Here is a 24,022-nt window from a genome sequence, read left to right as displayed (position 1 = left end):
CCCCGCCCATACCGGCCCGTCCGTTCGCCCCTCGCGACGACGCGCGGAACCCGGCCACCATCGCACGGTTGATCCCATGACATTGAAATCATGGGACGCCTGCGATGACCGACAACCTCGACCTCGCCACTGCCGCCAGGATCGAGCCGATCCAAGAAGACGGTCTGCCCGGTCACGAAAGCGCGCTCGAGCCCAAGCCCGACTGGCAGCCGCGCTACCCCGGCTCGGGGCGACTGGCGGGCAAGGTCGCGATCGTGACCGGTGCCGACAGCGGCATCGGCCGCGCGGTCGCAGTGCTCTTCGCCCGCGAGGGTGCGAAGGTCGCGATTTCCTATCTTTGCGAACACGACGACGCGTCGCTGACCCGTGAGCTGTGCGAGGCCGAGGGGAGCGAGGCATTCGTCTTCCCGGGCGATCTCGGCGATCCCGATTGCGGCAAGGCGCTGGTTGCCAAGACGATCGACGAGTTCGGACGGCTCGATATCGTGGTCAACAATGCGGGCGAGCAGCATCCGGACAAGGACATCCGTGATATCACTCCGGAACAGCTCCAGCGGACGTTTCAGACCAACATCTTCTCGATGTTCTACCTGGTTCAAGCCGCACGCGAGCACCTGAAGAAAGGGGCCGCGATCATCAACTGCACCTCGATAACGATGTACCAAGGTTCCGCCGAGTTGCTCGACTACTCGAGCACGAAGGGAGCCATCACCGCCTTCACCCGATCGCTCTCGGAAAATCTCGTCAAGGACGGGATCCGGGTCAATGCGGTCGCTCCCGGGCCGATCTGGACGCCGCTCAATCCGATGGGGGGAGCCAGCCCGGAAAAGCTGGAGACTTTCGGTGAGGACACGCCGATGGGCCGTCCCGGCCAGCCGAACGAGGTCGCGCCGGCGTTCCTTTTCCTCGCCTGCGAAGATTCCAGCTACATGTCGGGCCAGGTGCTGCATCCCAATGGCGGGACGATCGTGAACGGCTAGGCGCGGACGGCGTCGGGTCTGGAGGTGTCGCGCATCCCACTGTAGGCAAGTGCTTTGTCAAGCAGGGGAACTTCCGTGATCGTCACCACCACGCATACCGTCGAAGGCCGTCCGATCCGCGATTATCTCGGCATCGTGACCGGCGAAGTCATCGTCGGCGCCAACCTTTTCCGCGACATGTTCGCTTCGATCACCGATCTCGTCGGAGGCCGCTCGGGCAGCTATGAACGCGTGCTCGAGCGCGGCCGTCGCGAGGCGATCCTCGAGATGGTCGACAAGTGCAAGCAGCTTGGCGGCGACGCGCTCGTCGGGTGCGACATCGATTACCAGGTCATCGGCAAGAAGGGCTCGATGCTGATGGTATCGGTCAGCGGCACGGCGGTGAAGCTGGCATGAAACCGCCGCCAGTGCTGGCGCTGGCATCACGGAGCGGCGGTTGCCACGAAGCGCCGGGACGGTGTAAGGGCCGCGCCAAGCGGGCGCACCGGCCGGTAGTTGCCCAACGATACGACTTTTCGGGGTTCCGATGGCAGGCCATTCCAAATTCAAGAACATAATGCACCGCAAGGGCGCGCAGGACAAAAAGCGCTCTGCGCAGTTTTCCAAGCTAAGCCGCGAAATCACCGTCGCGGCCAAGATGGGCATGCCCGATCCCGACATGAACCCGCGCCTGCGCGCGGCGGTCAATGCGGCCAAGGCGCAATCGATGCCGAAGGACAATATCCAGCGCGCTATCGACAAGGCGTCGAAGGGCGAAGGCGATAACTACGAGGAAGTGCGGTACGAAGGCTACGGCCCCGGCGGCGTTGCCCTCATCGTTGAGGCCCTGACCGATAACCGCAACCGCACCGCCACCAATGTACGCACCGCATTCGCCAAGAACGGCGGCAACCTGGGCGCCAGCGGCGCGGTGAGCCACGGGTTCGAACGGCTTGGCCTGATCGAGTATCCGGCGAAGGCAGGAGACGAGGAGAAGGTGCTCGAGGCCGCGATCGAAGCCGGTGCCGACGATGTCGAGAGCGGCGAAGACGGTCACGAAATCTGGACCAGCATCGATTCGCTCCATCCCGTCGCCCGCGAACTTGAAAAGACGCTGGGCGAGGCAGAGGCGGTGAAGCTCGCGTGGCGCCCGTCGCTGCGCACCGAAGTGGCCGAGGACGACGCCGGCACCCTGTTCCGGCTGATAGACGTTCTCGACGACGACGATGACGTTCAGGCCGTGTGGGGCAATTACGAAGTGTCCGACGCAGTGATGGAGAAGCTGGGTTAGGGCTTCCGCCCCGCGCTGCGGACTCCGGCGGCCATGCTGATCCTGGGTCTCGATCCCGGCCTCGGCACAACCGGCTGGGGCATCGTGGCGAAGTCCGGCAGCCGGCTGAGCCACGTCGCCAACGGTCAGATCAAAACCGATCCGAAAGCAGCGTTGGCCGAACGGCTGGTCACGCTCGACCGCGAACTGGCCGACGTGATCCTGGCCCATCGCCCCGATAACGGCGCGGTCGAGGAAGTTTTCGTCAATTCCAACGCGCAATCGACGCTCAAGCTCGGGCAGGCGCGCGGAGTCTGCCTGCTCGCCCTCGCCCGTGCCGGTCTTCCGGTGGCGGAATACGCGACGCGGCTGGTCAAGAAGGCGCTGGTCGGCACCGGCGCGGCGGACAAGGCGCAGGTCCAGGCAATGCTGAAAGTCCTGCTGCCGGGCGTCAGGCTTGCCGGCCCCGACGCCGCCGACGCCCTGGCCGTGGCCATCGCCCACGCCCACGTCGCACGCTGAGCGCACTTCCCCGTTTGCAACCTTGCGGCGCGACGAGCGTTGTCATCCAACCTCCCCCTTCGCGTCGCCAGTCGAGGAACAACGAAATGACCCGCCCGACCACCACCAGGATGCTTGCCCCCCTTGCGCTTGCCGCTGTCGCCGGCCTTGCGCTGTCCGCCTGCACCGCCAGCCGCTACCAGATCTCGGATGCGCTTCAGCGCTATGGCCTGTCGCCAAGCAAGTCCGACTGCGCGGCATCGTTCCTGCGCGGGCACCTCACCACCGGGCAGGTCGACCGCCTCGCCCGCGCCGCGCGCGCCACTATAATCCCTCGCGCACCGGCGCACTGACCTTCGGCGACCTCATCGGTGTCGCCTCGAGCCTGCGCGATACCAACACCACGGTTCAGGTCGGCGCGGCCGCGCTCGCCTGCGGGCTTGCCGGGGACGTTCGCATACCCGGTCTGTAGTCGCCGCCAATCCCCGGCTGCCGCGCTGCCGGAGCTTGCATAGCACCGCGATCCTGTCATAGAACAAAGCATGATCGCCAAGCTCACCGGGACGCTCGACGAGACGGGCGCGGACAGCGCGGTGATCGACGTCCACGGGGTGGGCTATCTCGTGTTCTGTTCGGCCAAGACGCTCGCCGCGCTGGGTATCGCGGGTGACGCGGTAACAGTGTTCACGCAGATGCTGGTCAGCGAGAACGACCAGCGCCTCGTCGGTTTCGCCACGGCTGGAGAGCGCGACTGGTTTCGCCTGCTGAGCGGAGTTCAGGGCGTGGGGAGCAAGGTCGCGCTCGCGATCCTGTCCGCGCTGACCGCCGAGGATCTCCAGCGGGCCATCGGCAGCGGCGACGCGGCGATGGTGGCGCGCGCGAACGGCGTCGGGCCCAAGCTCGCGAGCCGAATCGTCAACGAACTCAAGGACAAGGCCGGCGGCATGACCGGTCTGGCCGGATCGGCGCCGGGGGCACCCGCACAGCCAGCCGGATCCGCAGGCGCTGACGCCGTCTCGGCACTTCAGAACCTCGGGTTCAAGCCGGCGATAGCTTCCGCCGCGGTAGCCCATGCCGAAAGTGAACTCGGCGCCGATTCGGGGCTCGATGCGCTCGTCCGCGTCGCGCTCAAGAAGGCGGCGCGATGACCGACGCGGCGTCGATCACCGACCCTGCGCGCCAGCCCGACGATCCCGACGCGGCGCTGCGGCCCAAGTCGCTGGCCGAATTCGTCGGCCAGGAGGCAGCACGGGACAATCTGCGCGTGTTCATCGAGGCCGCGCGCAGCCGCCGCGAGGCGCTCGACCATGTCCTGTTCTTCGGTCCGCCAGGCCTTGGCAAGACCACGCTGGCGCAGATCGTCGCGCGCGAGCTTGGCGTGGGATTCCGCGCCACCAGCGGCCCGGTGATCGCCAAGTCGGGCGACCTTGCAGCGCTGCTCACCAATCTCGAGGACGGCGATGTCCTGTTCATTGACGAGATCCACCGCCTGAATCCGGTGGTCGAGGAAGTCCTCTACCCGGCGATGGAGGATCGCGCGCTCGACCTCATCATCGGCGAAGGACCATCGGCCCGCTCGGTGCGGATCGACCTGCCCCAGTTCACCCTGATCGGGGCGACCACCCGCCAGGGACTGCTCACTACTCCGCTGCGTGACCGGTTCGGCATTCCGGTCCGGCTCAATTTCTACACCGTGGCCGAGCTTGAGCGCGTCGTGACGCGCGCCGCGACCCTGCTCGGCCTCGGCATCGACGGCGAGGGTGCGCGCGAAGTCGCCCGACGCGCGCGGGGGACGCCGCGTGTCGCCGGCCGGCTCCTGCGCCGGGTGCGCGATTTCGCGCATGTCGCGGGCGACGGGATGGTGACCCGCGCAATAGCCGACAAGGCGCTGACCCGGCTCGAGGTCGACAGCCTCGGGCTCGACGCGATGGATCGGCGCTACCTCGCCATGATCGCCGATATCTACAAGGGCGGGCCGGTCGGGGTCGAAACGCTCGCCGCCGGGCTGGCCGAGCCGCGCGACACGATCGAGGAAGTGATCGAGCCTTACTTGATCCAGCTCGGCCTCGTCGCGCGAACCGCGCGCGGGCGCTGCCTCAACGATCGCGGCTGGACCCATCTTGGCCTCGTCCCGCTCAGCGGAAGCCAGACCACGCTATTCGACACCGGGTCCGACCAGGGCGAATAGCGTCTCCACCGGCGTGCCCAGCGCGGCCGCCAGCTTGAGCGCGATGACGGTCGAGGGCACGAACACCCCGTTTTCCACGGTGTTGATCGTCTTGCGGCTGACCCCGATCCGCACCGCGAGTTCGGCCTGGGTCAGGCCGGCGGCCTCGCGCGCCTCGCGCAGGCAGTTAGTGAGCCGATCAGCCAAGTCCGCGCCGCTCAAGGCTGGAAAACCGCAGAAGCGCTGCGAAAAGCCCCGCCGTCACGATCAGGTGGATCGATTCGCCGACGGTAAGCTGCCACGCCCCCTGCGCGACGTAGAGGACGATCCCCGTGGCCATAGCCAGCACGAAGCCCAGTTCGAGCGCGGCGGCGCGGTTGGCGCGAGTGCTCTCGTCGTTGAGCATTGCGCGCAACTCGGAACCACGGAACCAGAAGCCGCCGGTCGTCAGCACGAACAGCACGACGGCGCTCATCACCACCCATGCCCCGACGCGGACATGATCGACGATCCGCTCCCCGCCGCCATGCCCGAAATAGGCTGACTGCTGGATCAGGAGGAAAATTCCGAGGACCGGAAACAGCCTTGCCCGGCGACGCCCGAGGCGCTCCGCAACTTCGGCGCTCGAACCAGAATCGACCATGAATCTTCCCCTCAAGTAACTCTGAGGTTACATGTAACCCAAGGGTTACGTCTCGTCAAGCGCGGTCGGCATTTGGCTAACCGGCACCGCTCTCGCAGTCCCAAACTTGGACAAGTTGCCAGGCCGCCTCCAGAAATCGTCGAATTTGAGGACTTTGCGCCGCTTAACGCGGTTAACACGATTGCTACCCATTGCCGCGTGCCTCCTAGTCGGTCGATCGGGGCTGGTCGCCCCATCGTCGAGCAAGGAAGCGAGCACGGACGATGTCGATTAGGATGGCCTTGGCCAAGCTTGGCGCGGTGGCGGCGGCGACCGCGGTCGTCGGCGGCGGCGCGGTGCACGTGTCGGAGGCCCCGATGCGCGGCAAGGGCTATGTGAAGCACGCCAAGCAGGCCAAGCCGCAGCGCCCCATCCGACACGTCGCCAAGCGCCAGCTTCCCCGTCCCAAGAAACGGCGGATCGTGAAGACGGTGACGACCACGACGCGCGCGCCTGACCAGGTGGCGATGGTCGCGGTTCCCCTGCCCTACCTGCCGCCCGCCCCCTCCCCGCCGTCGCAAGGCAGCGCGCCGGTCGTGATCGGTGGCGGCCCGATCGGTGGATTTGGCGGCGGCGGCTTCTTTGGCGGATTCTTCGGCGGCGGCGGCTCGGGTGGCGGCAATGTCGTCGTCAGTTCGACCAGCACCGGTTCCAGCTCAACCTCGAGCTCGACCTCCGGCGGCTCCACCTCGAGTTCGGGCGGTTCGACTTCCACTTCCACGTCCACGTCCTCGGGCGGGATCACCAGCAGCACGACGACGGGCGGCGTCTCGACATCCACCGGCGGAGTGAGCACTTCGACATCCACCTCGTCGGGCAACGTCTCCACTTCGACCGGGGGAGTATCCACCTCGACTGGCGGCATTTCGACCTCGACCGGGGGTGTTTCCACCTCGTCAGGGAGTGTCTCCACTTCATCGGGGAACGTCTCTACCTCGTCGGGTAATGTCTCGACGTCGTCGGGTAACGTCTCGACCTCGTCCGGCAGCATTTCCACCAGCACATCCACCGGCGGCAGCACGGGTTCCAGCGGCGGTCCGCCGGTCGAAGTCCCTGCGCCCCCAATGCTGCTACTGTTCGGCGCAGCCGCGGCCGCGATCGTCGGGCGCCGCCGGCTGGCCATGCGCCCCGCCTGAACAACCTTGTAAAGCAGGCACGAAAAAAGGGGCGGCCTTTCGGCGCGCCCCTTTTTCATGCGCCCAAGGCGGGCGGGTCAGCCCTTGGCGAGATTACGCAGCACATAGTGCAGGATGCCGCCGTTGAGGAAGTATTCGAGCTCGTTGGCGGTATCGATCCGGCACAGCGCATTGAAGCTGAAGGTCGATCCGTCGAGCCGGGTCACGTCCACCCGTACGTCCTGGCGCGGCTTGAGGTTGGCGACGCCGTGGATGGTGAAACTGTCATCACCCGTGAGGCCGAGGCTGTCGCGCGTGTCGCCGCCCATGAATTGCAGCGGCAGCACGCCCATCCCGACAAGGTTCGAGCGGTGGATGCGCTCGAAGCTCTCGACGATCACCGCGCGCACGCCAAGTAGGTTGGTGCCCTTGGCGGCCCAATCGCGCGAAGAGCCGGTGCCGTATTCCTTGCCCGCGACGATCACCATCGGGACGCCGGCGTCCTTGTACTTCATCGCCACGTCGTAGATCGGAAGGACCTGGCCTTCGTAGCGGCTCATCCCGCCTTCGACGCCGGGGACCATCTCGTTCTTGATGCGGATGTTGGCGAAGGTGCCGCGCATCATGACTTCGTGGTGTCCGCGGCGGCTGCCGTAGGAATTGAAATCGGCCTTGGCGACCTGATGTTCCATCAGCCATGCGCCGGCCGGGCTGTCGACCTTGATCGAGCCGGCGGGAGAGATGTGGTCGGTGGTGATGGAATCGCCGAGGATCGCGAGCGGCTTGGCCTCGATGATGTCGCCGACCGGAGCCGGGGTCATGCTCATCCCCTCGAAGTACGGAGGGTTGGCGACATAGGTCGAGCCGGCGCGCCACTGGTAAGTCTCGCTGCCGGTAACGTCGATCGCCTGCCAATGCTCGTCGCCCTTGTAGACGTCGGCATAGCGCGCCTGGAACATCGCGCGGTTGATCGACGAGGCCATCAGACTGTGAACTTCGGCGTCGGTCGGCCAGATGTCCCTGAGATAGACGTCCGCCCCGTCGCGGGACTGCCCGATCGGGGTGTGGGTGAAGTCCTCGATCACCGTGCCCTTGAGGGCATAGGCCACGACCAGCGGCGGGCTGGCGAGGAAGTTGGCGCGCACGTCGGGCGAGACCCGGCCTTCGAAGTTGCGGTTACCCGACAGGACCGAGGCGGCGACGATGTCGTTCGCATTGATCGCGTTGCTGATCGGCTCGGCCAGCGGGCCGGAGTTGCCGATGCAGGTGGTGCAGCCATAGCCGACGAGGTTGAACCCGATCGCGTCGAGATGCTCCTGCAACCCGGCCTTGATCAGATAGTCGGTCACCACCTGCGAGCCCGGGGCAAGGCTGGTCTTCACCCACGGCTTGGGCTTCATGCCCAGCTCGTTGGCCTTCTTGGCGACGAGGCCCGCCGCGACCAGAACGCCCGGGTTCGAGGTGTTGGTGCAACTGGTGATCGCGGCGATGACGACGTCGCCGTCGCCGATGTCATGACCTGCGCCGTCGATCGGAACGCGCTTGAACCCGCTGTGCTTGTAGACCTTGGCTAAGTCGTCGTTGAACACGTCGTCGACCTGGGTCAGCGGCACCTTGTCCTGCGGCCGCTTGGGCCCCGCGAGCGAGGGCACGACCGACGCCATGTCGAGTTCGAGCGTGTCGGTGAAGATCGGGTCGGGCATGTCCGCCGACAGCCAGAAGCCCTGCTCCTTGGCATAAGCCTCGACCAGCGCAATCTGGCTTTCCTCGCGCCCGGTAAGGCGCATGTATTCAATCGTCTTCTCGTCTATCCCGAAGAAGCCGCAGGTCGCACCGTATTCGGGCGCCATGTTGGCGAGCGTTGCCCGGTCGGCGAGGCTGAGCGAGGCAAGGCCCGGCCCGAAATACTCGACGAAGCGGCCGACCACGCCCTTGGCGCGCAACATCTGCGTGGCGGTGAGCACGAGATCGGTTGCGGTCACGCCTTCGGGCAACTCGCCGGTCAGCTTGAAGCCGACGACCTCGGGAATCAGCATCGAAACCGGCTGGCCGAGCATCGCGGCCTCGGCCTCGATCCCGCCGACGCCCCAGCCCAGCACGCCCAGGCCGTTGATCATCGTGGTGTGGCTGTCGGTCCCGACGCAGGTATCGGGATAGGCAACCGTGGCGCCGTCGGGCGCGGCGCTTGTCCATACCGCCTGCGCGATGTTCTCGAGGTTCACCTGGTGGCAGATCCCGGTTCCCGGAGGCACCGCCTTGAAGTTGTCCAGGCTCTTCGATCCCCACTTGAGGAAGTCGTACCGTTCGAGATTACGCTGGTATTCGATCTCGACGTTCTGCTCGAACGCCTTGGGATGGCCGAACTCGTCGACCATGACCGAGTGGTCGATCACGAGGTGGACGGGCACCTGCGGATTGATCTTCGAAGTGTCGCCGCCGAGCTTGGCGATGGCATCGCGCATCGCGGCCAGATCGACCACGCAGGGCACGCCGGTGAAGTCCTGCAGCAGCACGCGCGCGGGACGGTACTGAATCTCGCGGCCGGTGACCGGGTTCTTCTGCCAGTCGACCAGCGCCTGGATGTCGTCGGTCGAGACGGTGAAGCCGCCATCCTCGAAACGAAGCAGGTTCTCGAGCAGCACCTTCATCGAGAAAGGCAGGCGGCTGACGTCACCAAGCTTGGCTGCGGCCTTGGCGAGCGAATAATAGGCATATTCGCTGGCACCGACGGTCATCGTGCTGCGCGTGGCAAGCGTATCCTGTCCGACCTGGGTCATGGCGTGAAAGTCCCTCCTGTACGGCCTTGCTGGCAGTGAGGCGGCCTCGGACCGCCCTGCCGATTTCGGGCCCGGCGATGCGCGTTTAGCCCCGGCAGGTCAAGGGTGGGGCCTCTGCAAATCGGCCTTAGAGCGCGACCTGCTCGATCGGCGAACGGCGCGCGGCGACGAGACATCCCCCAACGATCAATGCCACTCCGGCCACGGTGAACGCGGTCACCTGCTCGGCATAGGCGAGCCAACCGATGATCGCGGCCCAGACGAACGCGCTGTATTCGACCGGCACGAGCACTTGCGCTTCCGCTCGGCCATAGGCCCAGCTCATCAGCATGAGCGAGACGACGCCGAGCGCCGCGGCCGCTCCGATCAACAGCCACGCCGCAGGGGGCGGGACCGCGACCATCCATGGACTCCCGCATCCGAGCAGGCCGAGGACGACCATGTTCTGGAACAGCGCGATCTCGCGGGGGCCCGCGACCTGCGCCTGGCGCCGCTGCAAAATGAGATTCCAGGCATAGAGCACCGCGGAACCGAGGATCGCGGCGATGCCCCACGATGCTTCATCGGCCGCCTGCCCGGTTGCCGCTTCGCGCCCGAGCTTGCCCAGCACGATCACCAGCACGCCCGCCAGCCCGAGCAGCGATGCGGCGATCGCCTTTCCTTCGATCCGTTCGCCCAGCATCACCGCCGCCAGATAAAGCGCCAGCAGCGGGGCGATGAACGAGATGCCGATCGCATCGGCCATCGGGGTGCGGACCAGCCCCCAGAAAAACAGCAGTGCCATCGCCGTCGCCACCGCACCGCGCAGGAGATGGAGCCGCAGCGTGGCGCGTGCCGGCCAGCGTCCTCCGCCCAGCCTCCACAGCGGGAACATCAGCAGGACCGCGATGCAGCTGCGCCAGAACAGAGTGGACCAAACGCCGAGCGCCCCGCCGGCAGCCTTCATCACCCCGTCCATCACCCCGAACAGGGCGATTCCGGCGAGCGCGGAAAAGATCGGCAGGATCGGGCTGTGGCGTGACATTGAAGCCGCGCCCTAGCCCCGATTCACCTGCCAGTCAGCCGCGATGCTTGATTGCACACCTGAATTTCGGCAGATTCGCCGGACGGTGCAGCGCCAGGAACGGCGCCCCGGACATCACTACAGTGGGAACGAACATGGGCATGATTGGCGGCAAACTGGCATTGGCTGCAGGTACGGCATCGGCCCTGGTCGCCGCCGCGCCCGCATTCGCCCAGGCGCCTGCGGCGAATCAGGCCCAGCCCGCTGCGCGGACCCAGGCCCAGCCGCAGCAGGCGCCCGCACCGCAGGACCTGACTGCGCAAGTCGTTCCGCCCGCGCCCACGCCTCCGCCGCCGCCCCCTCACTGGACGCTGCGCGACGCGCAGGCCCTGCTCGCCGCGATTCAGGGCATCGGCGCCGACGGTCTGTTTGCCAAGGACTACGATCCGGCCGGGCTGACCGCGGCGATCGCCGGTGGCGAAGGCGCGGCGCTCGACGAGACCGCAACCCGCCTCTTTTCCTGGCTGGCCGAGGATCTGCGCGACGGGCGCACGCCCATGACCGCAAGGGTTCAGTGGTTCGCGGTCGATCCCGATCAGGACGTCAATCCGACCGTGGCGATCCTTGCCAGCGCGCTCGAGCAGCACGACATCAAGGGTGCGCTGGCGCGGCTCAACCCCGTCCACCCCGATTACGCGGTACTCAAGTCCCAGCTTGCCACCACCAAGGACCCCAAGCAGCTTGCCATGATCCGCGCCAACATGGATCGCTGGCGCTGGCTGGCCCACGACCTGGGCAAGCAATATCTCATCACCAACGTGCCCGAATACATGCTGCGGCTGACGGTGAACGACAAGATCATCACGACCTACCGCACGGTCGTGGGCAAGCCCGGCCGCACCGCGACCCCGCAGCTGGCGGAGACGGTCGAGGGCGTGATCTTCAATCCGACGTGGACCGTCCCGCAAAGCATCGTGAAGGGCGAAGGACTGGGCGCGCGCCTGCTGGCGAGCCCGAGCGCCGCGGCGCGCGAGGGCTACAAGGTCACCAAGGGAGCCGATGGCTTCGTGTCGGTGGTGCAGCAGCCGGGCCCGGGCAATTCGCTTGGCCTGATGAAGCTCGACATGCCCAATCCGCACGCCATCTTCATCCACGACACCCCGTCGAAGGGCCTGTTCAACGCCGAAGCGCGCGCATTCAGCCACGGCTGCATCCGCACCGAGCGGGCGACCGAACTCGGCATGCTGATGGCCATGCTCGGAGCCGGCCTGACGCGGGAGGAAGGCATCGCGAACACTCTGTCGGGGGTCTACACCAAGGTCCCGATGACGAAGACCTTCCCGATCTACATCACCTACTTCACGATGGCGCGGGACGTGAACGGCGAGCTCAAGACGTTTAAGGACATCTACGGCCGCGATGCGCCGGTTCTCGCCAGCTTTGCCGCGCCTCGCCAGTTGCACACCACCCAGCGCGCGTCGAACGAAGCCGTCGTCGCGCTCGATAATCCTATCTGACGGGAGTGGCTGACGCCGCGGTTGTTTCCCTGCAATCGCAGGGAGCGCCGCGGGATCAGTAGATGCCGAGCCGGTCGGCGAAGATCAGGCGGCCGCCGGAAAGGTGCAGCAGTGCCTCGTTGAAATCGTCAGGCGCCATCGCGAAGCAGCCGTCGCTGCGGCCGAGCTTGCCCCACTTGGCAAGCATGTCAGGCGCCGCATACCATGCCGAATGCATGACGATGGCGCGCTCCAGCGCGTGGGAATTGTCGGGATCCAGCCCGCCGAGACGGATCGAGACGCCGTACTTCCCGACGTACCATTCATAGGAAATGAAGGCTCCGCGCGACGTCGCGAAGCTGCCCGGTTCGTTTGAAAAATACTTCAGGAAACCGTCGTGCTCGGGGTCCGAACCCTTGCCGTGCGCGACAAGGAACGAACGCACCGTGCCCGCTTCAAGATTCGCGAAATGCAGGCGGGGGAGCGAGGACGGCAGGGCGAAATCAGCCACGCCGACGATATCCTTGCGCCACAGCGCCGAGCCCGCGCGATCGGCCTCGCGCCGGGCGATATCGAGGATGCGACGGTTCTGTTCCGAAATCGAGAATGGCTGGGCAAAGGCGCGCGCTGGAAGCGCAAGCGCCGGCAGGCCAAGCGCGGCGGCCTTGAGTAAATTCCTGCGGTCGATCTGTCCGCTCATTCCACGACTTCTAGCACTTGATCCCTAACCATGTGCTGAACGAACCCTTCCCCGCTGTCGAGCGCCGGGCCCCTTCCATCCGACAGGATGGCGCGGCCACGCGGCGGAACGACGCCGGCGCGGCCCCATAGGCACGCTTGGCCGGATTCGTCAGGCACACCCCCTTTTTACGCCTGTCGGGGCCTTTGCACCAGCCGGATGTGCAGCGGCCGAAGCCCGCACGCCTGTCTCGACACCTATCCCTGGGCGCCAAGGGCCGACAGCGCGGCACCGTCGAGCCGCATAATCGTCCACCCGTCCATCGGACGCGCTCCCAGCTTCTCGTAAAAGCCGATTGCCGGCGCATTCCAGTCAAGAACCGACCATTCGAGCCGCGCACAGCCGCGCTCGACCGCCAGCCCGGCAATATGTGAAAGCAGCGCCTTGCCCAGCCCCGATCCGCGAGCCTCGGGCCTGACGAACAGGTCTTCGAGGTAAATCCCGGGCCGTCCCTCGAAGGTCGAGAAGTTGTGAAAGAAAAGGGCGAAACCGTGCGCCGTTCCGTCAACCTCGCCGATCACGACTTCGGCGAAGGCGCGCGCGCCGAACAGGTTGGTTCCGAGCGTCGCCTCGTCGAAGCGGACTTCGTGAGCGAGTTTCTCGTATTCCGCGAGCGCGCGGATCAGCGCGGCGATCAGCGGCAGGTCTTCGCGCGTTGCAGGGCGGATCGCGATGCTCATCCCACCGCCCCTGCCGTGGGCTGGACCAGACGGGCGAGGCGCGGCCAGAGCATGCCGATGGCAAGGCCGACCATGACGAGTATAAACGCCGCCAGCTTCCACCATTGCAGCGGCTCGCCCAGAAGCAACGCGGATGCGCCAAGGCCGAATACCGGGACGAGCAGCGCCATCGGCGTCACCATCGCGGCAGGATGGCGGGCGAGGAGCCAGCCCCACGCGGCATAGCCGAACATCGTGTTACCCACCGACTGCCAGACCACCGCCGCCCAGGTCGCGCCGTCGGCAGCCGCGATCCCTGCCGCAATGCGCGGCCAGCCATCGGTCAGGAGAGCGAGGACCAGCAACGGCGGCACCGCGAACAGGCTGGACCAGATGACGTAGCCAAGCATGTCGACCTTGCCCGCCGCCCGCGCCACCATATTGCCCAGCGCCCATGAGAGCGCGGCAAAGAGGGTCATCGCAAGGCCCAGCGGCGTGGCGCTGCCGTCGGTATGCAGCGCGATCATGGCAAGGCCCGCTGTGGCCAGGAGCAGCGCGACGATCTGGAACGGAGCCACTTTTTCCCCGCTCAGGCGCATCGACAGGCCGATCGTGAAGAAGACCTGCACCTGGACCACCAGCGAGGCGAGCCCGGGTGTGATGTCGGCGCGCATCGCGGTGAACAGCACGCCGAACTGCCCCGCGCCGATCAGGACGCCGTAAAGCGCCAGGTTCCACCATGGCACCGCCGGCCGCTTGACGACGAGCGCGAGGGGGAAGAACGCGATCGCAAAGCGTAGCAGCGCCAGGGTCATCGGCGGCAGGTGGGCCAGCGCGAACTTGATGACGACGAAGTTCGTCCCCCATACCGCCATGATCGCGACCGCGAGCAAGAGGTGCAGCGGCGGCAGGCCGCCCCGCGTTGGCAGAACCCGGTAACTCACGGTCAGGCGGCGGCCTCGGCCACCTCGCCCGCGTCGGACATGCCGGCCTCGATCTCGGCCGCCTTGGCCTCGACCAGCGCAACGATGTGGTCGAGCATCACATCGCTTTGGACGTGGTGATCGGTCACGCCGGACAGGTACACCATGTGCTTGCCGTTACCGCCGCCTGTAATCCCGATATCGGTTTCGCGCGCCTCGCCCGGGCCGTTAACCACACAGCCGAGAACGGACAGCGACAACGGCGTCTTGATGTGGCCCAGACGTGTTTCGAGCGCCTGGACTGTGCGGATCACGTCGAAGCCCTGGCGCGCACAGCTGGGGCATGAAACGACGCGGACCCCGCGGGTGCGCAAGCCGAGGCTTTTCAGAATCTCGAAGCCGACGCGCACTTCCTCTTCCGGCTCGGCCGAAAGCGAGACGCGGATGGTGTCGCCGATCCCCGCCCACAGCAGGTTGCCCATGCCGATTGCGGACTTGACCGTGCCGCCGATCAGGCCGCCCGCCTCGGTGATGCCGAGGTGCAGCGGGCAGTCCACGGCGTCGGCAAGCTGGGTATAGGCGGCCACCGCCAGAAATACGTCGCTGGCCTTCACCGCGACCTTGTATTCGTGGAAATCGTGGTCCTGCAGCAGCTTGATATGATCGAGCGCGCTTTCGACCAGCGCCTCGGGACACGGCTCGCCATACTTTTCGAGCAGGTCCTTCTCGAGACTTCCGGCATTCACCCCGATCCTGATCGCGCAGCCGTTGGCCTTGGCCGCGCGGACCACTTCGGCAACCCGCTCGCTGCTGCCGATGTTGCCCGGGTTGATCCGCAGACAGGCCGCGCCGGCGTCGGCCGCCTCGAGCGCGCGCTTGTAGTGGAAATGGATGTCGGCAATCAGCGGGACGCGCGCCGCCCGCACAATCTCGCGCAACGCGGAGGTGCTTTCGACATCGGGGCACGAAACCCGCACGAGGTCGGCGCCGGCGTCCTCGCACCGGCGGATCTGGTCGATCGTGGCCGCCGCATCGGACGTCAGGGTGTTGGTCATCGTCTGCACGGTGATCGGCGCGTCGCCGCCGACGGGCACCTTGCCCACCATGATCTGGCGGCAGGGTCGGCGGGCGATATCACGCCAGGGTCTTATCGAGGACATCGATCAATCCAGCTGTATTTTCGGAACAAGGCACCATCGAGTGGGCCGCTTGGCGATTGTCCTAGCAGGTTCGCCGCCTGTAGGAAAACGCGCAGAACAAGCGCGATCTAGGCGGAGGCCTCGCCAATCGGGCAGGCGAGCAGGAATTCGTCGTCGCGGTGATCTCCCACCCAGAAATCGATGTCGGCGACCTTGGTGAAGCCGTAACGGGCGTAAAACCGCTGCGCCCCGAAGTTTTCCGACCAGACGGACAGGCGAATCTCGTCCGCGCCATGCGCCCGCGCCTCGGCCATCGCCCAGTCCATCAGTACCGCGCCGACGCCGTTGCCGGTCGCGCCCGGCGCGCAATAGAGCTGGCTCAGCGTAACCGGGCGGCGCGCGGTGCCAGCATGGTCGAACGAATCGCGCAGCACGACCTGGCAATACCCGGCAAGCTGTCCGTCGATCTCGGCAAGAGCATAGACCCTCTCGGGATCAGCGATCCGCCGCGCGACCGCGGCCTCGTCGTGCACCTCGTCCAGGAACCCGGCGAGATTGGCCGGCGAGTAGAGGTGCGCGAAGGATGCCGAGAAGCTCTCTCGGCCGAGCCTGGCGAGCGCGGGAACGTCGGCGGGCCCCGGCGCGCGCAGGGTGACCTTGCCGTTCACCGTTTTCGTTCCGCTCATAGCGCCCTCGTCATGCACATGGAGAACCCATCGTCGACGTAGTCGCCGAACGGTCGGCATGGGGCAAAGCCATGCTTTTCGTAAAGCCGCTGCGCCGGCAGGAACGGCTCGGGCCTGCCTGTTTCGAGGCTGAGCCGCGCGAGCCCCGCCGCCCGCGCCGCTTCGAGGATATGAAGCAGGATGGCCTCGCCGACCCCGGTGCCGAGGAATGCCGGGTCGACTCGCATCGACTTTATCTCGCCATGTCCCGCCTCGATCTCGCGCAGCGCGCCAAACCCCGCCAGGGTGCCGCCGACCCTAGCCGAAAAGAACGAGACATCGTCGGCGGAAAGACAGCTTGCGGGCAGCACGTGGACCTTGTCAGGGGGCGACCAGCGCAGCATCTGGGCATGATGAAAGGCGAGCAGCGCGGCCACGTCGGCGCGCGCGGGATCGTCCCGTGCGACTACCGGTGCCGGTGCTTTTTGCCTGCTGCCGACCACGCCTTGGCTCCTTGCGGGCTTGTCCTTCGCCATCTCACGCGCCAATGCACGATGCATCGCGCTTCCGGCAAGAAGGAACCCTTCCCATACGCCGTCCTCACGCCTTCGCCGCCGTCAGGCTGGCTGCCACGATGCTGGTTCTCGTCCCCGCCCCTGCGCTCGCGTCCAACGGCGATTGGGCCACGGCGAGCGACGTCGCGGCGATCGGCTTGTCTGCCGTAGCAGTCGGCCTTCCCGCGGTAAGGGGCGACGGATCCGGCGCGCTGCAGGCCGGCGCCTCGATCGGCGCGGCAGGGTTGGTCGCCACCGGCCTGAAGGAAGCGTTCCCCGAACTGCGTCCCGACGGCAGCGACCGCCGCAGCTTCCCTTCTGGTCATACGGCGGTGAGCTTTGCCGCCGCGGCGACCCTTTATGAGCGTGAAGGACCACGTGTCGGCATTCCGGCATTTGCCGTTGCCGGTTTCGTGGGAGTAGCGCGGGTCGAGGCCGACAAGCATCACTGGTACGACTCGCTGGCCGGTGCGGCGATCGGCACCGCCTCGGGGCTTCTGATAACCCGCAAGCCCCATGTCATGGAGGCCGCGTGGGTGCCATGGGGCGACCCCCACGGCGGCGGAGTAAGCATGGCGATGGCATTCTGAGGATGGCGGCAAGCGGCAACTGGGGCATCGTGATCCACGGCGGCGCCGGCTCGATGGCGCCCGGAGCGATGAGCGAGGAGGCCGAGGCGGGCTTCCTTGCCGCGCTGGACGTCGCGCTCGCTGCCGGAGAGGCGGTCCTGGCCGCGGGCGGCGGGTCGCTCGACGGGGTCGAAGCCGCGGTCATGGTGCTCGAGGACGATCCCCACTTCAACGCCGGGCGCGGCGCGGTTTTCACCTATCACGGCACGAACGAGCTCGACGCGGCAATCATGGACGGGCGCGACCGTTCGGCGGGCGCCGTCGCCGGAGCGACGCACACCCGGAACCCGGTGCGGCTCGCCCGTGCGGTGATGGAGCACAGCCCCCATGTGTTCCTCAGCCGCGAAGGTGCTGACGAATTCGCCCGTGAGCAGGGGCTCGAACAGGTCGATCCCGACTGGTTCGCCACTGCCGAACGCTGGCGTCAGCTCGAGGAACTGAAGTCCAGGAAGCTGGGCTGGTACGACGTTGATCTCAAGTACGGCACCGTCGGCGCGGTCGCGGTCGATTGCGAGGGCCACGTGGCCGCCGCCACTTCGACCGGGGGCCTGACCGGCAAGCGCTGGGGCCGGATCGGCGATTCCCCGGTGATCGGCGCCGGCAACTTCGCCGACGACCGGGCCTGCGCGGTAAGCTGCACCGGCGCGGGCGAGTTCTTCCTGCGGGTCGGCGCGGGGCACGAGATCGCGGCGCGGATGCGCTTGGCGGGCGAGGATGCGCAGACCGCCGCCGACGCGGTGATCGCAGAGATCGGCACGATGGGCGGGACGGGCGGCGTCATCGTCGCCGCGCCGGACGGGACGCTTGCGTGGAGCTTCAATACGCCGGGGATGTACCGTGCCCGCGCTTCGTCGCGGGGGCTTCGCGAAGTTGCGATCCACGGCCCCCAGCGGCCCGAACAAGGTTAATTTGACTCGACCCTGACGCAGGCATAGCGTCCGCGCTGCTTAGGGACGGCCACGTAAAACAGGGGTCTGGGTCGCCCGCCTCCGAGCAACGAAGCCGGCGCGCTCGCGTCCGGTGCACAGGAGGAAGACTAAATGAAGCACGTTCGTCTCGTGGCGCTTGGCGCCATCTCCATGCTGTTTGCATCCGCCGTCCCCGCAGCCGCGCAGAACGATCCATTCATGGGCGGCGAGTTCGTCGACGTGACCGGCGTGACTCTCGATGACGGCCACTACCTCGACTACGCGACCTTCCTGTCCGGCTACTACAAGGCGCAGGAGGAATACGCGATAAGCCAAGGCTGGCAGACAAACTGGGAAATCCTCGCCAACGTCTACAAGCGCAAGGGCGAACCCGATCTCTATCTCATCCGTCGCTACAAGAGCATTCCTTCGGCAGCCGAGAGCGACAAGCGCGGCCAGATGATCCGCGATCACGTGAAGATGACCGACGCACAGATGGAGGCGGCTTCGGGCGATCGCGCCAAGTTCCGCCATATCGAGGGCTCGCAGTTGCTGCAGGTGCTCGTACCCCGCAAGTAGGCAACCAGGCTCGTGGGCGCGGGGTCAGGCTAGGTCCTGCTCCGCGCCTACAGGCTTTTCGGGCTTGGCCGGCCAAGCAGCCTCGACAGACGTCTCGGCGCGCCCCTACGGGCTTAGCCCCGCGGCCGGGCCATCGGATACGTCCCCAACATCCGCAGCCGCTTGCAGTGGAAGGCCAGCTCCTCGAGCGCGCGGTCGACCGCAGGATCGCCGGGAATGCCCACGATGTCGGCATAGAATTCGGTTGCTGAGAAGCTCGCTCCGCGCTGGTAGCTTTCAAGCTTGGTCATGTTGACCCCGTTCGTCGCGAAGCCGCCCAGCGCCTTGTAGAGCGCCGCGGGGATGTTCTTCACCTCGAACACGAACGTCGTCATTGCAGGACCGGCGATTGTCCCGGAGGCCAGGGGCTCGCGCGCAAGGACGACGAAGCGCGTGGTGTTGTCGGGCGCATCCTCGACCGCCTCGTCGATGATCGCGAGGCCATAGAAGTCGGCCGCGATGCGCGGCGAAATCGCGGCCAGTGTCGGATCGCCGCTTTCCGCAACGAAAGCCGCCGCACCGGCGGTATCTGCGTGGCTCATCGGCACGATCCCGCGCGAGCGGAGATAGTGGCGCGACTGGCCCAGCGCCTGGGGGTGGCTGTAGGCGGCGGTGATCGGGGGGCCCCCGTCGGCATCGCGGGGCAGCGCCATCAGGCAATGCGTGATCCGCAGGAAGTGTTCGCCGACGATCGACAGGCCCGATTCCGGCAGCAGGAAGTGAATGTCGGCGACGCGCCCGTGCTGCGAGTTCTCGATGGGGATTATCGCGCTGGCGGCGCGGCCGTCCTTCACCGCGTCGAGCGCGTCCTCGAACGAGAAGCAGGGCAGCGGCAGGCCGTCCGGCGCATATTCCAGCGCGGCCCTGTGCGAATTGGCGCCGGGTGCGCCCTGGAACGCGATCGCGCGCGCCGGGTCTGCCGCGGCGGCGCAGGTCATTTCTTCGGCAAGCGCAAGCGCGGGGGCGGGAAAGGTCGTCATCGGTCGGTCCGCGCTTAGGCAGGCCGGCACCCCCGCGGCAAGCCTCAATCGCACTTGCGTCGGGCGGGAGCGCTGACTAGAGCAGCCGCGAAACAAGGCCAGCAAACGGGCGCAAGGCGCTCATTCCCACGGGGCTAACGACGGATGGACGACAGGTTCAACACCATTGCCGGATGGACGCTGTTCGGCGGTATCGTTGCGCTGGGGCTGTCCAGCGTCAGCGGTCACTATTTTGAAGCGAACAAGAATCATCGCCCTGAAAAGATGGGCTATGAGATCGAGGGCGTTGAGGCTGAAGGCGGCGCCGCGGCCGCGGCAGTGCCGCTTCCCACCCTTCTTGCCGCCGCCGACCCGGCCAAGGGCCAGGCCGTTTTTAATAAGTGCACCGCCTGCCACACGATCGTTCAGGGCGGTCCCAATGGCATCGGCCCCAATCTTTACGGCACCGTCGGAGAGGGCATCGGCCAGGGCAAGGGCGGCTTTGCGTTCAGCGACGCGCTCAAGTCGCACGGCGGCAACTGGACTTTCGAGAACCTCGACGCGTGGCTGACCAGCCCGAAGAAGTTCGCCAACGGCACCAAGATGACGTTCGCCGGTCTCAGCAACGCCGAGGATCGGGCCAACCTCATCGTTTATCTCAACGCGCAGGGCTCCAACCTGCCGTTGCCCAAGGCCGAGGCGGCCCCGGCCGCGGCGGCTCCCGATTCCGGCGCCGACGTGGCGAAGTCTCCGGCGGGCGGCGCTTCGGCCAAGACCGATGCATCGGCAGCCGGCGCAGTAGCCCAGCCCGCACCCGCGGCCGAGGGCGGCGGCGACAAGGCCGTGGGCAACACCAAGCAGAACTGAGACGTCAGGCGGGAACGGCGGCCGGGCCGGGCATATGGCTCGGGTCCGGCGCGCACTCGTCCTGATGACGGTCGAACCAGCGGTGAAGCGGCCCGGCGGCCGCCAGCAAGATCGTGCCCGCTGAGCCGACGATGGCGGTGTGGACCCACCAGAATGACGCAGGGCTCCACACCTCGTAAAATCCGCCGATCCGCCCGCTGATCAGACTGGCCGCAAAAACCGCGAGCGTGTTCACCCCGATCATCGTGCCGCGCAGCGCATTGGGCGCCTGAGCGGCGAAGAACGCGAGGCCAATCGGCGCAAAGAAGATCCAGCCGAGGTTGGAGATGAGATGAAAGCCGACCGGCCACAGGAGCGGTGCGCGCGCGGTGCCGAACACCGTAGTCGCAAGTGCCAGCCAGCTCGTTCCCGCGGCGAAGATGAGGCAGCCGATAGCTAGTTTCACGAGCATGGAAGGCTCGCGTCCGCGACCGGCTTGCCGCCGCCACCAGAGGATCACCAGCGGAGTCATTGCCGCCGGGGCCAGTCCGTCGAGCGAAGACAGCCACGGCACGGGCACCACGAAGCTACCCACCGTCAGGTCGACGTGATCGCGCACCCACAGGTTGTAGACGTTCCACACCTGGCTTTGCGCGACCCAAAAGCAGACGGAAAACGGCCAGATGGCGAGGAGGCCGATAATCCGCGCTCGCTCGTTGGGGGTCAGGCGGCTCCGTTCGGTGGCCAGCACCCTGACCGGCTCTGGGGGCAAGTGCCGCGTGCCGAGAAGATAAACGGTCAGCCCGATGAGCATCCCGAACCCGGCAAAGGCGAACCCGACATGCCAACCGTACCATAGGGCAAGCGCGCCCGTGGCCAGCGGCGCGACGAACGCGCCCAGATTCACCGACAGGTAATAGACCTGGAAGGCATCGCCGGTGCGCCGGTCGCCATCGGCGTAAAGCGACTTTAGCTGGGCGGAGACGTTGCCGCGCACCAGCCCCGCTCCCAGGATCAGCAACAGCAGGGCGATCAGGAACGAAGCGTCGAACGCCAGGGCGAAGTGGCCGGCGGTCATCAGCAGGGCGCCGAGCGTGATCGCGATGCGGCGTCCGGTCAGGCGGTCCCCGATCAGTCCGCCGAAAATCGGGGTGAAGCTGACAAGGCCGACATAGAGGCCGAATGTCTGCGCGGCGAGCGCCTGGACCGAAAGCGGCCCCGTCACGCTTTCCACCGCGGCGCGGTATCCGGCAAATCCGATCACGTGCTCGACGTGACCGGGCAGCAACAGGGCCCCGACGAGGTACAGCGTCAGCAGCGCCTGCATCCCGTGGAACGAAAGGCGGTCCCACATCTCTGTGCCGGCAAGGACCCACAGGCCGCGTGGATGGCCGAACAGGTCCCGTGTGCCGTTTGCCCTCATGCGCTTTCCCCCCGGATCTATTCGTCGGCCGGCTCCGCCCTGCCCTTGAACCCCTGCGCTACAACGTACCACTCCGACGAACCCTTGCGGCTGGCTGGCGGCTTGGCGTGCTTCACCGTGGCGAAATGCCGCTTCAGCAGCGCCAGCAGGTCCTTGTCAGTCCCTCCGGCCAAAACCTTCGCCACGAAGGCTCCGCCCGGCGACAGCGTTGAAACCGCGAAATCGGCCGCGGCCTCCACCAGCCCCATCGTGCGCAGGTGATCGGTCTGCTTGTGGCCCACGGTATTGGCCGCCATGTCCGACAGGACGAGATCGGGCGGACCGCCCAGCGCCTCGCTGAGCCGCTCGGGCGCCTCGTCGGCCATGAAGTCCATCTCGAAGATCGTGACGCCCGGCAGCGGGTCGACGGGGAGGAGGTCGATCCCAACTATCCTTGCGCCCGGCCGTTGCTGGGCGACGACCTGGCTCCACCCGCCTGGCGCGATGCCGAGATCGACGACGGCCCTGGCGTGTTTGAGGAACCCGAACCGCTCGTCCAGCTCGGCCAGCTTGTAGGCCGCGCGGCTGCGATAACCATCTGCGGCGGCGCGCTTCACATAGGGATCGTTGATTTGCCGGGTCAGCCAGCGCGCGGACGAGGCGCTGCGCTTCTTCGCGGTTTTCAGGCGCTCGCCCGGATCCTTGCCCGACCGGCTCATCGCACGCGCCCGCGTATCGCGGAACGCGTGCGCGCTCCTTCGTCGCCCGCGGCCATCAGGCTGCGCAGGATGCCTTCGCGGATGCCCCGGTCCGCCACACCGAGCTTTTCGGCCGGCCACAGGTCGAGGATCGTTTCGAGAATTGCGCAGCCCGCGACGACCAGGTCGGCGCGTTCGCGCCCGATGCAGGGCAACTGGCGCCTTCCTTCGGCGTCAAGTGCGGCGAGGCGGGAGCTTACGGCGCGCATGGCGCCGGACGGGACGATCAGCCCATCGACAGCGCGGCGGTCGTATTGCGGAAGTTCGAGGTGCAGGCTGGCCAGCGTCGTCACCGTTCCGCTGGTGCCGAGCAGACGCAGCGTCTCGGGCGGGGCCGAGTTGCGGAGATCGGCGATGCGGTCGGCAAAGTCGGCAAAGCTCTGGCTGACGCAGTCGCGCATCGCGGCGTAGACGGCGGCGAGCTGTTCGGGTGAACCGTCGCTCGGCCCGCAGCTTTCGGTGAGCGACACAACGCCCCACGGCACGCTCTGCCAGTCGAGGATACGCGGGACGGGACCGGCGGTCTCGATCAGCACCAGTTCGGTCGAACCGCCGCCGATGTCGAAGATCATGGCCGGCCCGTCGCCCTGTTCGAGCAGGATATGACAGCCTAGCACGGCCAGCCTGGCTTCCTCCTGCGCGCTGATGATGTTCAGCGCGATCCCGGTTTCGGCGCGGACGCGATCAATGAACTCCTGGCCGTTGCTTGCCCGGCGGCAAGCCTCGGTCGCAACCGAGCGGGCGAGATGGACGTTGCGCTTGCGCAGCTTGTCACTGCAGATGCGCAGCGCCTCGAGCGCGCGGTCCATCGCCGCGTCGGACAGGCGGCCGGTTTGGGACAGCCCCTCGCCCAACCGGACAACCCGGCTGAACGCGTCGATCACCACGAAATTCTCGCCCGAGGGACGCGCGACGAGCAGGCGGCAGTTGTTGGTGCCGAGGTCGATCGCGGCATAGGCCTGGCGAAACTGGACGGGTGACGGCGCGCGCGGCTGGCCGCCGCGAAAGCGGGGCGCGCCATTTGTCGCGCGCATGTCGGCTGGATCGGATGCAGGCGCACCGAGCGAAGGAGCTGCGGTTGCGGCGTCCCCGCCGGCGGGTCCGCCACGCTGCAGTTCCGGGCCGGACGCCGGCGGAGAATGGTCCGCCATGGCCACGAGAACTCTTATGTTTTCCCGCGAACGACAAGCCGCCCCGGGTACTTGGAGGCGAGCCTAGCGGTCCCCCGCGCTCGCGGCAAGGCCCGCACCTGA

Annotated in this window: 27 protein-coding genes; 12 read left to right on the top strand and 15 right to left on the bottom strand. The window is 66.9% G+C overall.

The features are described from left to right. Positions 1-104: 104 nt before the first annotated feature. The 7 genes from ACFO0A_RS04215 (at position 105) to ruvB (ending at position 4,918) form a co-directional block, all read left to right on the top strand. Positions 105-980, top strand: coding sequence for an SDR family oxidoreductase (locus ACFO0A_RS04215; protein ID WP_379537717.1), 876 nt, complete (start codon positions 105-107; stop codon positions 978-980). A gap of 75 nt (positions 981-1,055) precedes the next feature. Then, positions 1,056-1,376 carry a YbjQ family protein gene (locus tag ACFO0A_RS04210; RefSeq protein ID WP_379537716.1) on the top strand — a complete coding sequence of 107 codons (321 nt, stop codon included), beginning with the start codon at positions 1,056-1,058 and terminating at the stop codon, positions 1,374-1,376. A 130-nt stretch (positions 1,377-1,506) separates the two neighbouring features. After that, on the top strand, positions 1,507-2,250 hold the full coding sequence (locus ACFO0A_RS04205) for a YebC/PmpR family DNA-binding transcriptional regulator (RefSeq protein ID WP_379537715.1): 744 nt from the start codon (positions 1,507-1,509) through the stop codon (positions 2,248-2,250). Positions 2,251-2,283: 33 nt separating this feature from the next. Beyond that, complete coding sequence (gene ruvC / locus ACFO0A_RS04200) at positions 2,284-2,751, top strand: crossover junction endodeoxyribonuclease RuvC (protein ID WP_379537714.1); 468 nt, start codon at positions 2,284-2,286, stop codon at positions 2,749-2,751. A gap of 86 nt (positions 2,752-2,837) precedes the next feature. Continuing rightward, positions 2,838-3,083, top strand: a complete 246-nt coding sequence (locus ACFO0A_RS04195) for a hypothetical protein (protein ID WP_379537713.1) — start codon at positions 2,838-2,840, stop codon at positions 3,081-3,083. 189 nt (positions 3,084-3,272) lie between these two features. Then, positions 3,273-3,878 (top strand): Holliday junction branch migration protein RuvA, encoded by a 606-nt coding sequence (ruvA, locus tag ACFO0A_RS04190; protein WP_379537712.1) that lies wholly within the window; start codon positions 3,273-3,275, stop codon positions 3,876-3,878. Next, positions 3,875-4,918, top strand: coding sequence for a Holliday junction branch migration DNA helicase RuvB (gene ruvB / locus ACFO0A_RS04185; RefSeq protein WP_379537711.1), 1,044 nt, complete (start codon positions 3,875-3,877; stop codon positions 4,916-4,918). Before ruvA ends, ruvB begins: the two co-directional genes overlap by 4 nt. Here ruvB and ACFO0A_RS04180 read toward each other — a convergent pair. The 5 genes from ACFO0A_RS04180 to ACFO0A_RS04160 all read right to left on the bottom strand — a co-directional run bounded on the left by ACFO0A_RS04180 (position 4,886) and on the right by ACFO0A_RS04160 (position 10,495). After that, positions 4,886-5,104, bottom strand: coding sequence for a helix-turn-helix transcriptional regulator (locus ACFO0A_RS04180; RefSeq protein ID WP_379537710.1), 219 nt, complete (start codon positions 5,102-5,104; stop codon positions 4,886-4,888). The two genes, ruvB and ACFO0A_RS04180, sit on opposite strands and share 33 nt — an antisense overlap. Then, entirely contained in the window at positions 5,097-5,540 is a 444-nt protein-coding gene (locus ACFO0A_RS04175; protein ID WP_379537709.1) for a hypothetical protein, read from the bottom strand. The genes ACFO0A_RS04180 and ACFO0A_RS04175 overlap by 8 nt, the downstream gene beginning before the upstream one ends. Positions 5,541-6,066: 526 nt before the next feature. Beyond that, on the bottom strand, positions 6,067-6,702 hold the full coding sequence (locus tag ACFO0A_RS04170; RefSeq protein ID WP_379537708.1) for a hypothetical protein: 636 nt from the start codon (positions 6,700-6,702) through the stop codon (positions 6,067-6,069). 90 nt (positions 6,703-6,792) lie between these two features. Further along, positions 6,793-9,471 carry an aconitate hydratase AcnA gene (acnA, locus tag ACFO0A_RS04165; protein ID WP_379537707.1) on the bottom strand — a complete coding sequence of 893 codons (2,679 nt, stop codon included), beginning with the start codon at positions 9,469-9,471 and terminating at the stop codon, positions 6,793-6,795. Between the two features lie 127 nt (positions 9,472-9,598). Continuing rightward, entirely contained in the window at positions 9,599-10,495 is an 897-nt protein-coding gene (locus ACFO0A_RS04160; protein WP_379537706.1) for a DMT family transporter, read from the bottom strand. Positions 10,496-10,635: 140 nt separating this feature from the next. On the opposite strand from ACFO0A_RS04160, the gene ACFO0A_RS04155 reads away from it, so the two are divergent. Beyond that, positions 10,636-11,991, top strand: a complete 1,356-nt coding sequence (locus ACFO0A_RS04155; RefSeq protein ID WP_379538161.1) for a L,D-transpeptidase family protein — start codon at positions 10,636-10,638, stop codon at positions 11,989-11,991. A 55-nt stretch (positions 11,992-12,046) separates the two neighbouring features. On the opposite strand, the gene ACFO0A_RS04150 is transcribed toward ACFO0A_RS04155, so the two are convergent. From ACFO0A_RS04150 to ACFO0A_RS04125, 6 genes are all read right to left on the bottom strand, one after another. After that, entirely contained in the window at positions 12,047-12,670 is a 624-nt protein-coding gene (locus ACFO0A_RS04150; protein WP_379537705.1) for a murein L,D-transpeptidase catalytic domain-containing protein, read from the bottom strand. A gap of 236 nt (positions 12,671-12,906) precedes the next feature. Then, entirely contained in the window at positions 12,907-13,389 is a 483-nt protein-coding gene (locus ACFO0A_RS04145; RefSeq protein ID WP_379537704.1) for a GNAT family N-acetyltransferase, read from the bottom strand. Beyond that, on the bottom strand, positions 13,386-14,312 hold the full coding sequence (locus ACFO0A_RS04140; RefSeq protein ID WP_379537703.1) for an EamA family transporter: 927 nt from the start codon (positions 14,310-14,312) through the stop codon (positions 13,386-13,388). The genes ACFO0A_RS04145 and ACFO0A_RS04140 overlap by 4 nt, the downstream gene beginning before the upstream one ends. A gap of 2 nt (positions 14,313-14,314) precedes the next feature. Beyond that, positions 14,315-15,451, bottom strand: coding sequence for a flavodoxin-dependent (E)-4-hydroxy-3-methylbut-2-enyl-diphosphate synthase (gene ispG, locus ACFO0A_RS04135; protein ID WP_379537702.1), 1,137 nt, complete (start codon positions 15,449-15,451; stop codon positions 14,315-14,317). A 107-nt stretch (positions 15,452-15,558) separates the two neighbouring features. Further along, a complete protein-coding gene (locus tag ACFO0A_RS04130; protein WP_379537701.1) occupies positions 15,559-16,116 on the bottom strand; it encodes a GNAT family N-acetyltransferase in 558 nt (185 codons plus the stop codon). Then, positions 16,113-16,631, bottom strand: coding sequence for a GNAT family N-acetyltransferase (locus ACFO0A_RS04125; RefSeq protein WP_379537700.1), 519 nt, complete (start codon positions 16,629-16,631; stop codon positions 16,113-16,115). Before ACFO0A_RS04125 ends, ACFO0A_RS04130 begins: the two co-directional genes overlap by 4 nt. Before the next feature lie 98 nt (positions 16,632-16,729). On the opposite strand from ACFO0A_RS04125, the gene ACFO0A_RS04120 reads away from it, so the two are divergent. The 3 genes from ACFO0A_RS04120 (at position 16,730) to ACFO0A_RS04110 (ending at position 18,765) form a co-directional block, all read left to right on the top strand. Then, positions 16,730-17,239: a phosphatase PAP2 family protein gene (locus tag ACFO0A_RS04120; RefSeq protein ID WP_379537699.1), complete on the top strand. Its 510-nt coding sequence runs from the start codon at positions 16,730-16,732 to the stop codon at positions 17,237-17,239. A gap of 2 nt (positions 17,240-17,241) precedes the next feature. Continuing rightward, positions 17,242-18,186, top strand: coding sequence for an isoaspartyl peptidase/L-asparaginase family protein (locus ACFO0A_RS04115; protein ID WP_379537698.1), 945 nt, complete (start codon positions 17,242-17,244; stop codon positions 18,184-18,186). Positions 18,187-18,318: 132 nt separating this feature from the next. After that, positions 18,319-18,765, top strand: coding sequence for a hypothetical protein (locus tag ACFO0A_RS04110; protein ID WP_379537697.1), 447 nt, complete (start codon positions 18,319-18,321; stop codon positions 18,763-18,765). A 113-nt stretch (positions 18,766-18,878) separates the two neighbouring features. Here the strand turns inward: ACFO0A_RS04110 and ACFO0A_RS04105 are convergent, their stop codons facing one another. After that, positions 18,879-19,784, bottom strand: coding sequence for a prephenate dehydratase (locus tag ACFO0A_RS04105; protein WP_379537696.1), 906 nt, complete (start codon positions 19,782-19,784; stop codon positions 18,879-18,881). Positions 19,785-19,928: 144 nt separating this feature from the next. Here ACFO0A_RS04105 and ACFO0A_RS04100 point away from each other — a divergent pair, with 144 nt between their 5' ends. Then, complete coding sequence (locus tag ACFO0A_RS04100; RefSeq protein WP_379537695.1) at positions 19,929-20,630, top strand: c-type cytochrome; 702 nt, start codon at positions 19,929-19,931, stop codon at positions 20,628-20,630. Positions 20,631-20,634: 4 nt separating this feature from the next. On the opposite strand, the gene ACFO0A_RS04095 is transcribed toward ACFO0A_RS04100, so the two are convergent. From ACFO0A_RS04095 to ACFO0A_RS04085, 3 genes are read right to left on the bottom strand one after another with little or no spacing between them, the layout of a single operon-like run. After that, positions 20,635-22,032 carry a peptide MFS transporter gene (locus ACFO0A_RS04095; RefSeq protein ID WP_379537694.1) on the bottom strand — a complete coding sequence of 466 codons (1,398 nt, stop codon included), beginning with the start codon at positions 22,030-22,032 and terminating at the stop codon, positions 20,635-20,637. Between the two features lie 17 nt (positions 22,033-22,049). Continuing rightward, positions 22,050-22,730, bottom strand: coding sequence for an RlmE family RNA methyltransferase (locus ACFO0A_RS04090; protein WP_379537693.1), 681 nt, complete (start codon positions 22,728-22,730; stop codon positions 22,050-22,052). After that, on the bottom strand, positions 22,727-23,920 hold the full coding sequence (locus tag ACFO0A_RS04085; RefSeq protein ID WP_379537692.1) for a Ppx/GppA phosphatase family protein: 1,194 nt from the start codon (positions 23,918-23,920) through the stop codon (positions 22,727-22,729). Before ACFO0A_RS04085 ends, ACFO0A_RS04090 begins: the two co-directional genes overlap by 4 nt. Between the last annotated feature and the right edge of the window lie 102 nt (positions 23,921-24,022).

Origin of the sequence: Novosphingobium tardum (genome assembly GCF_042652045.1) — a bacterium.
In the GTDB taxonomy this organism is placed as follows: domain Bacteria; phylum Pseudomonadota; class Alphaproteobacteria; order Sphingomonadales; family Sphingomonadaceae; genus Novosphingobium; species Novosphingobium tardum.
The sequence above is the reverse complement of the archived record's forward strand: the minus strand, read 5'-3'. Positions and strand labels throughout refer to the sequence as shown.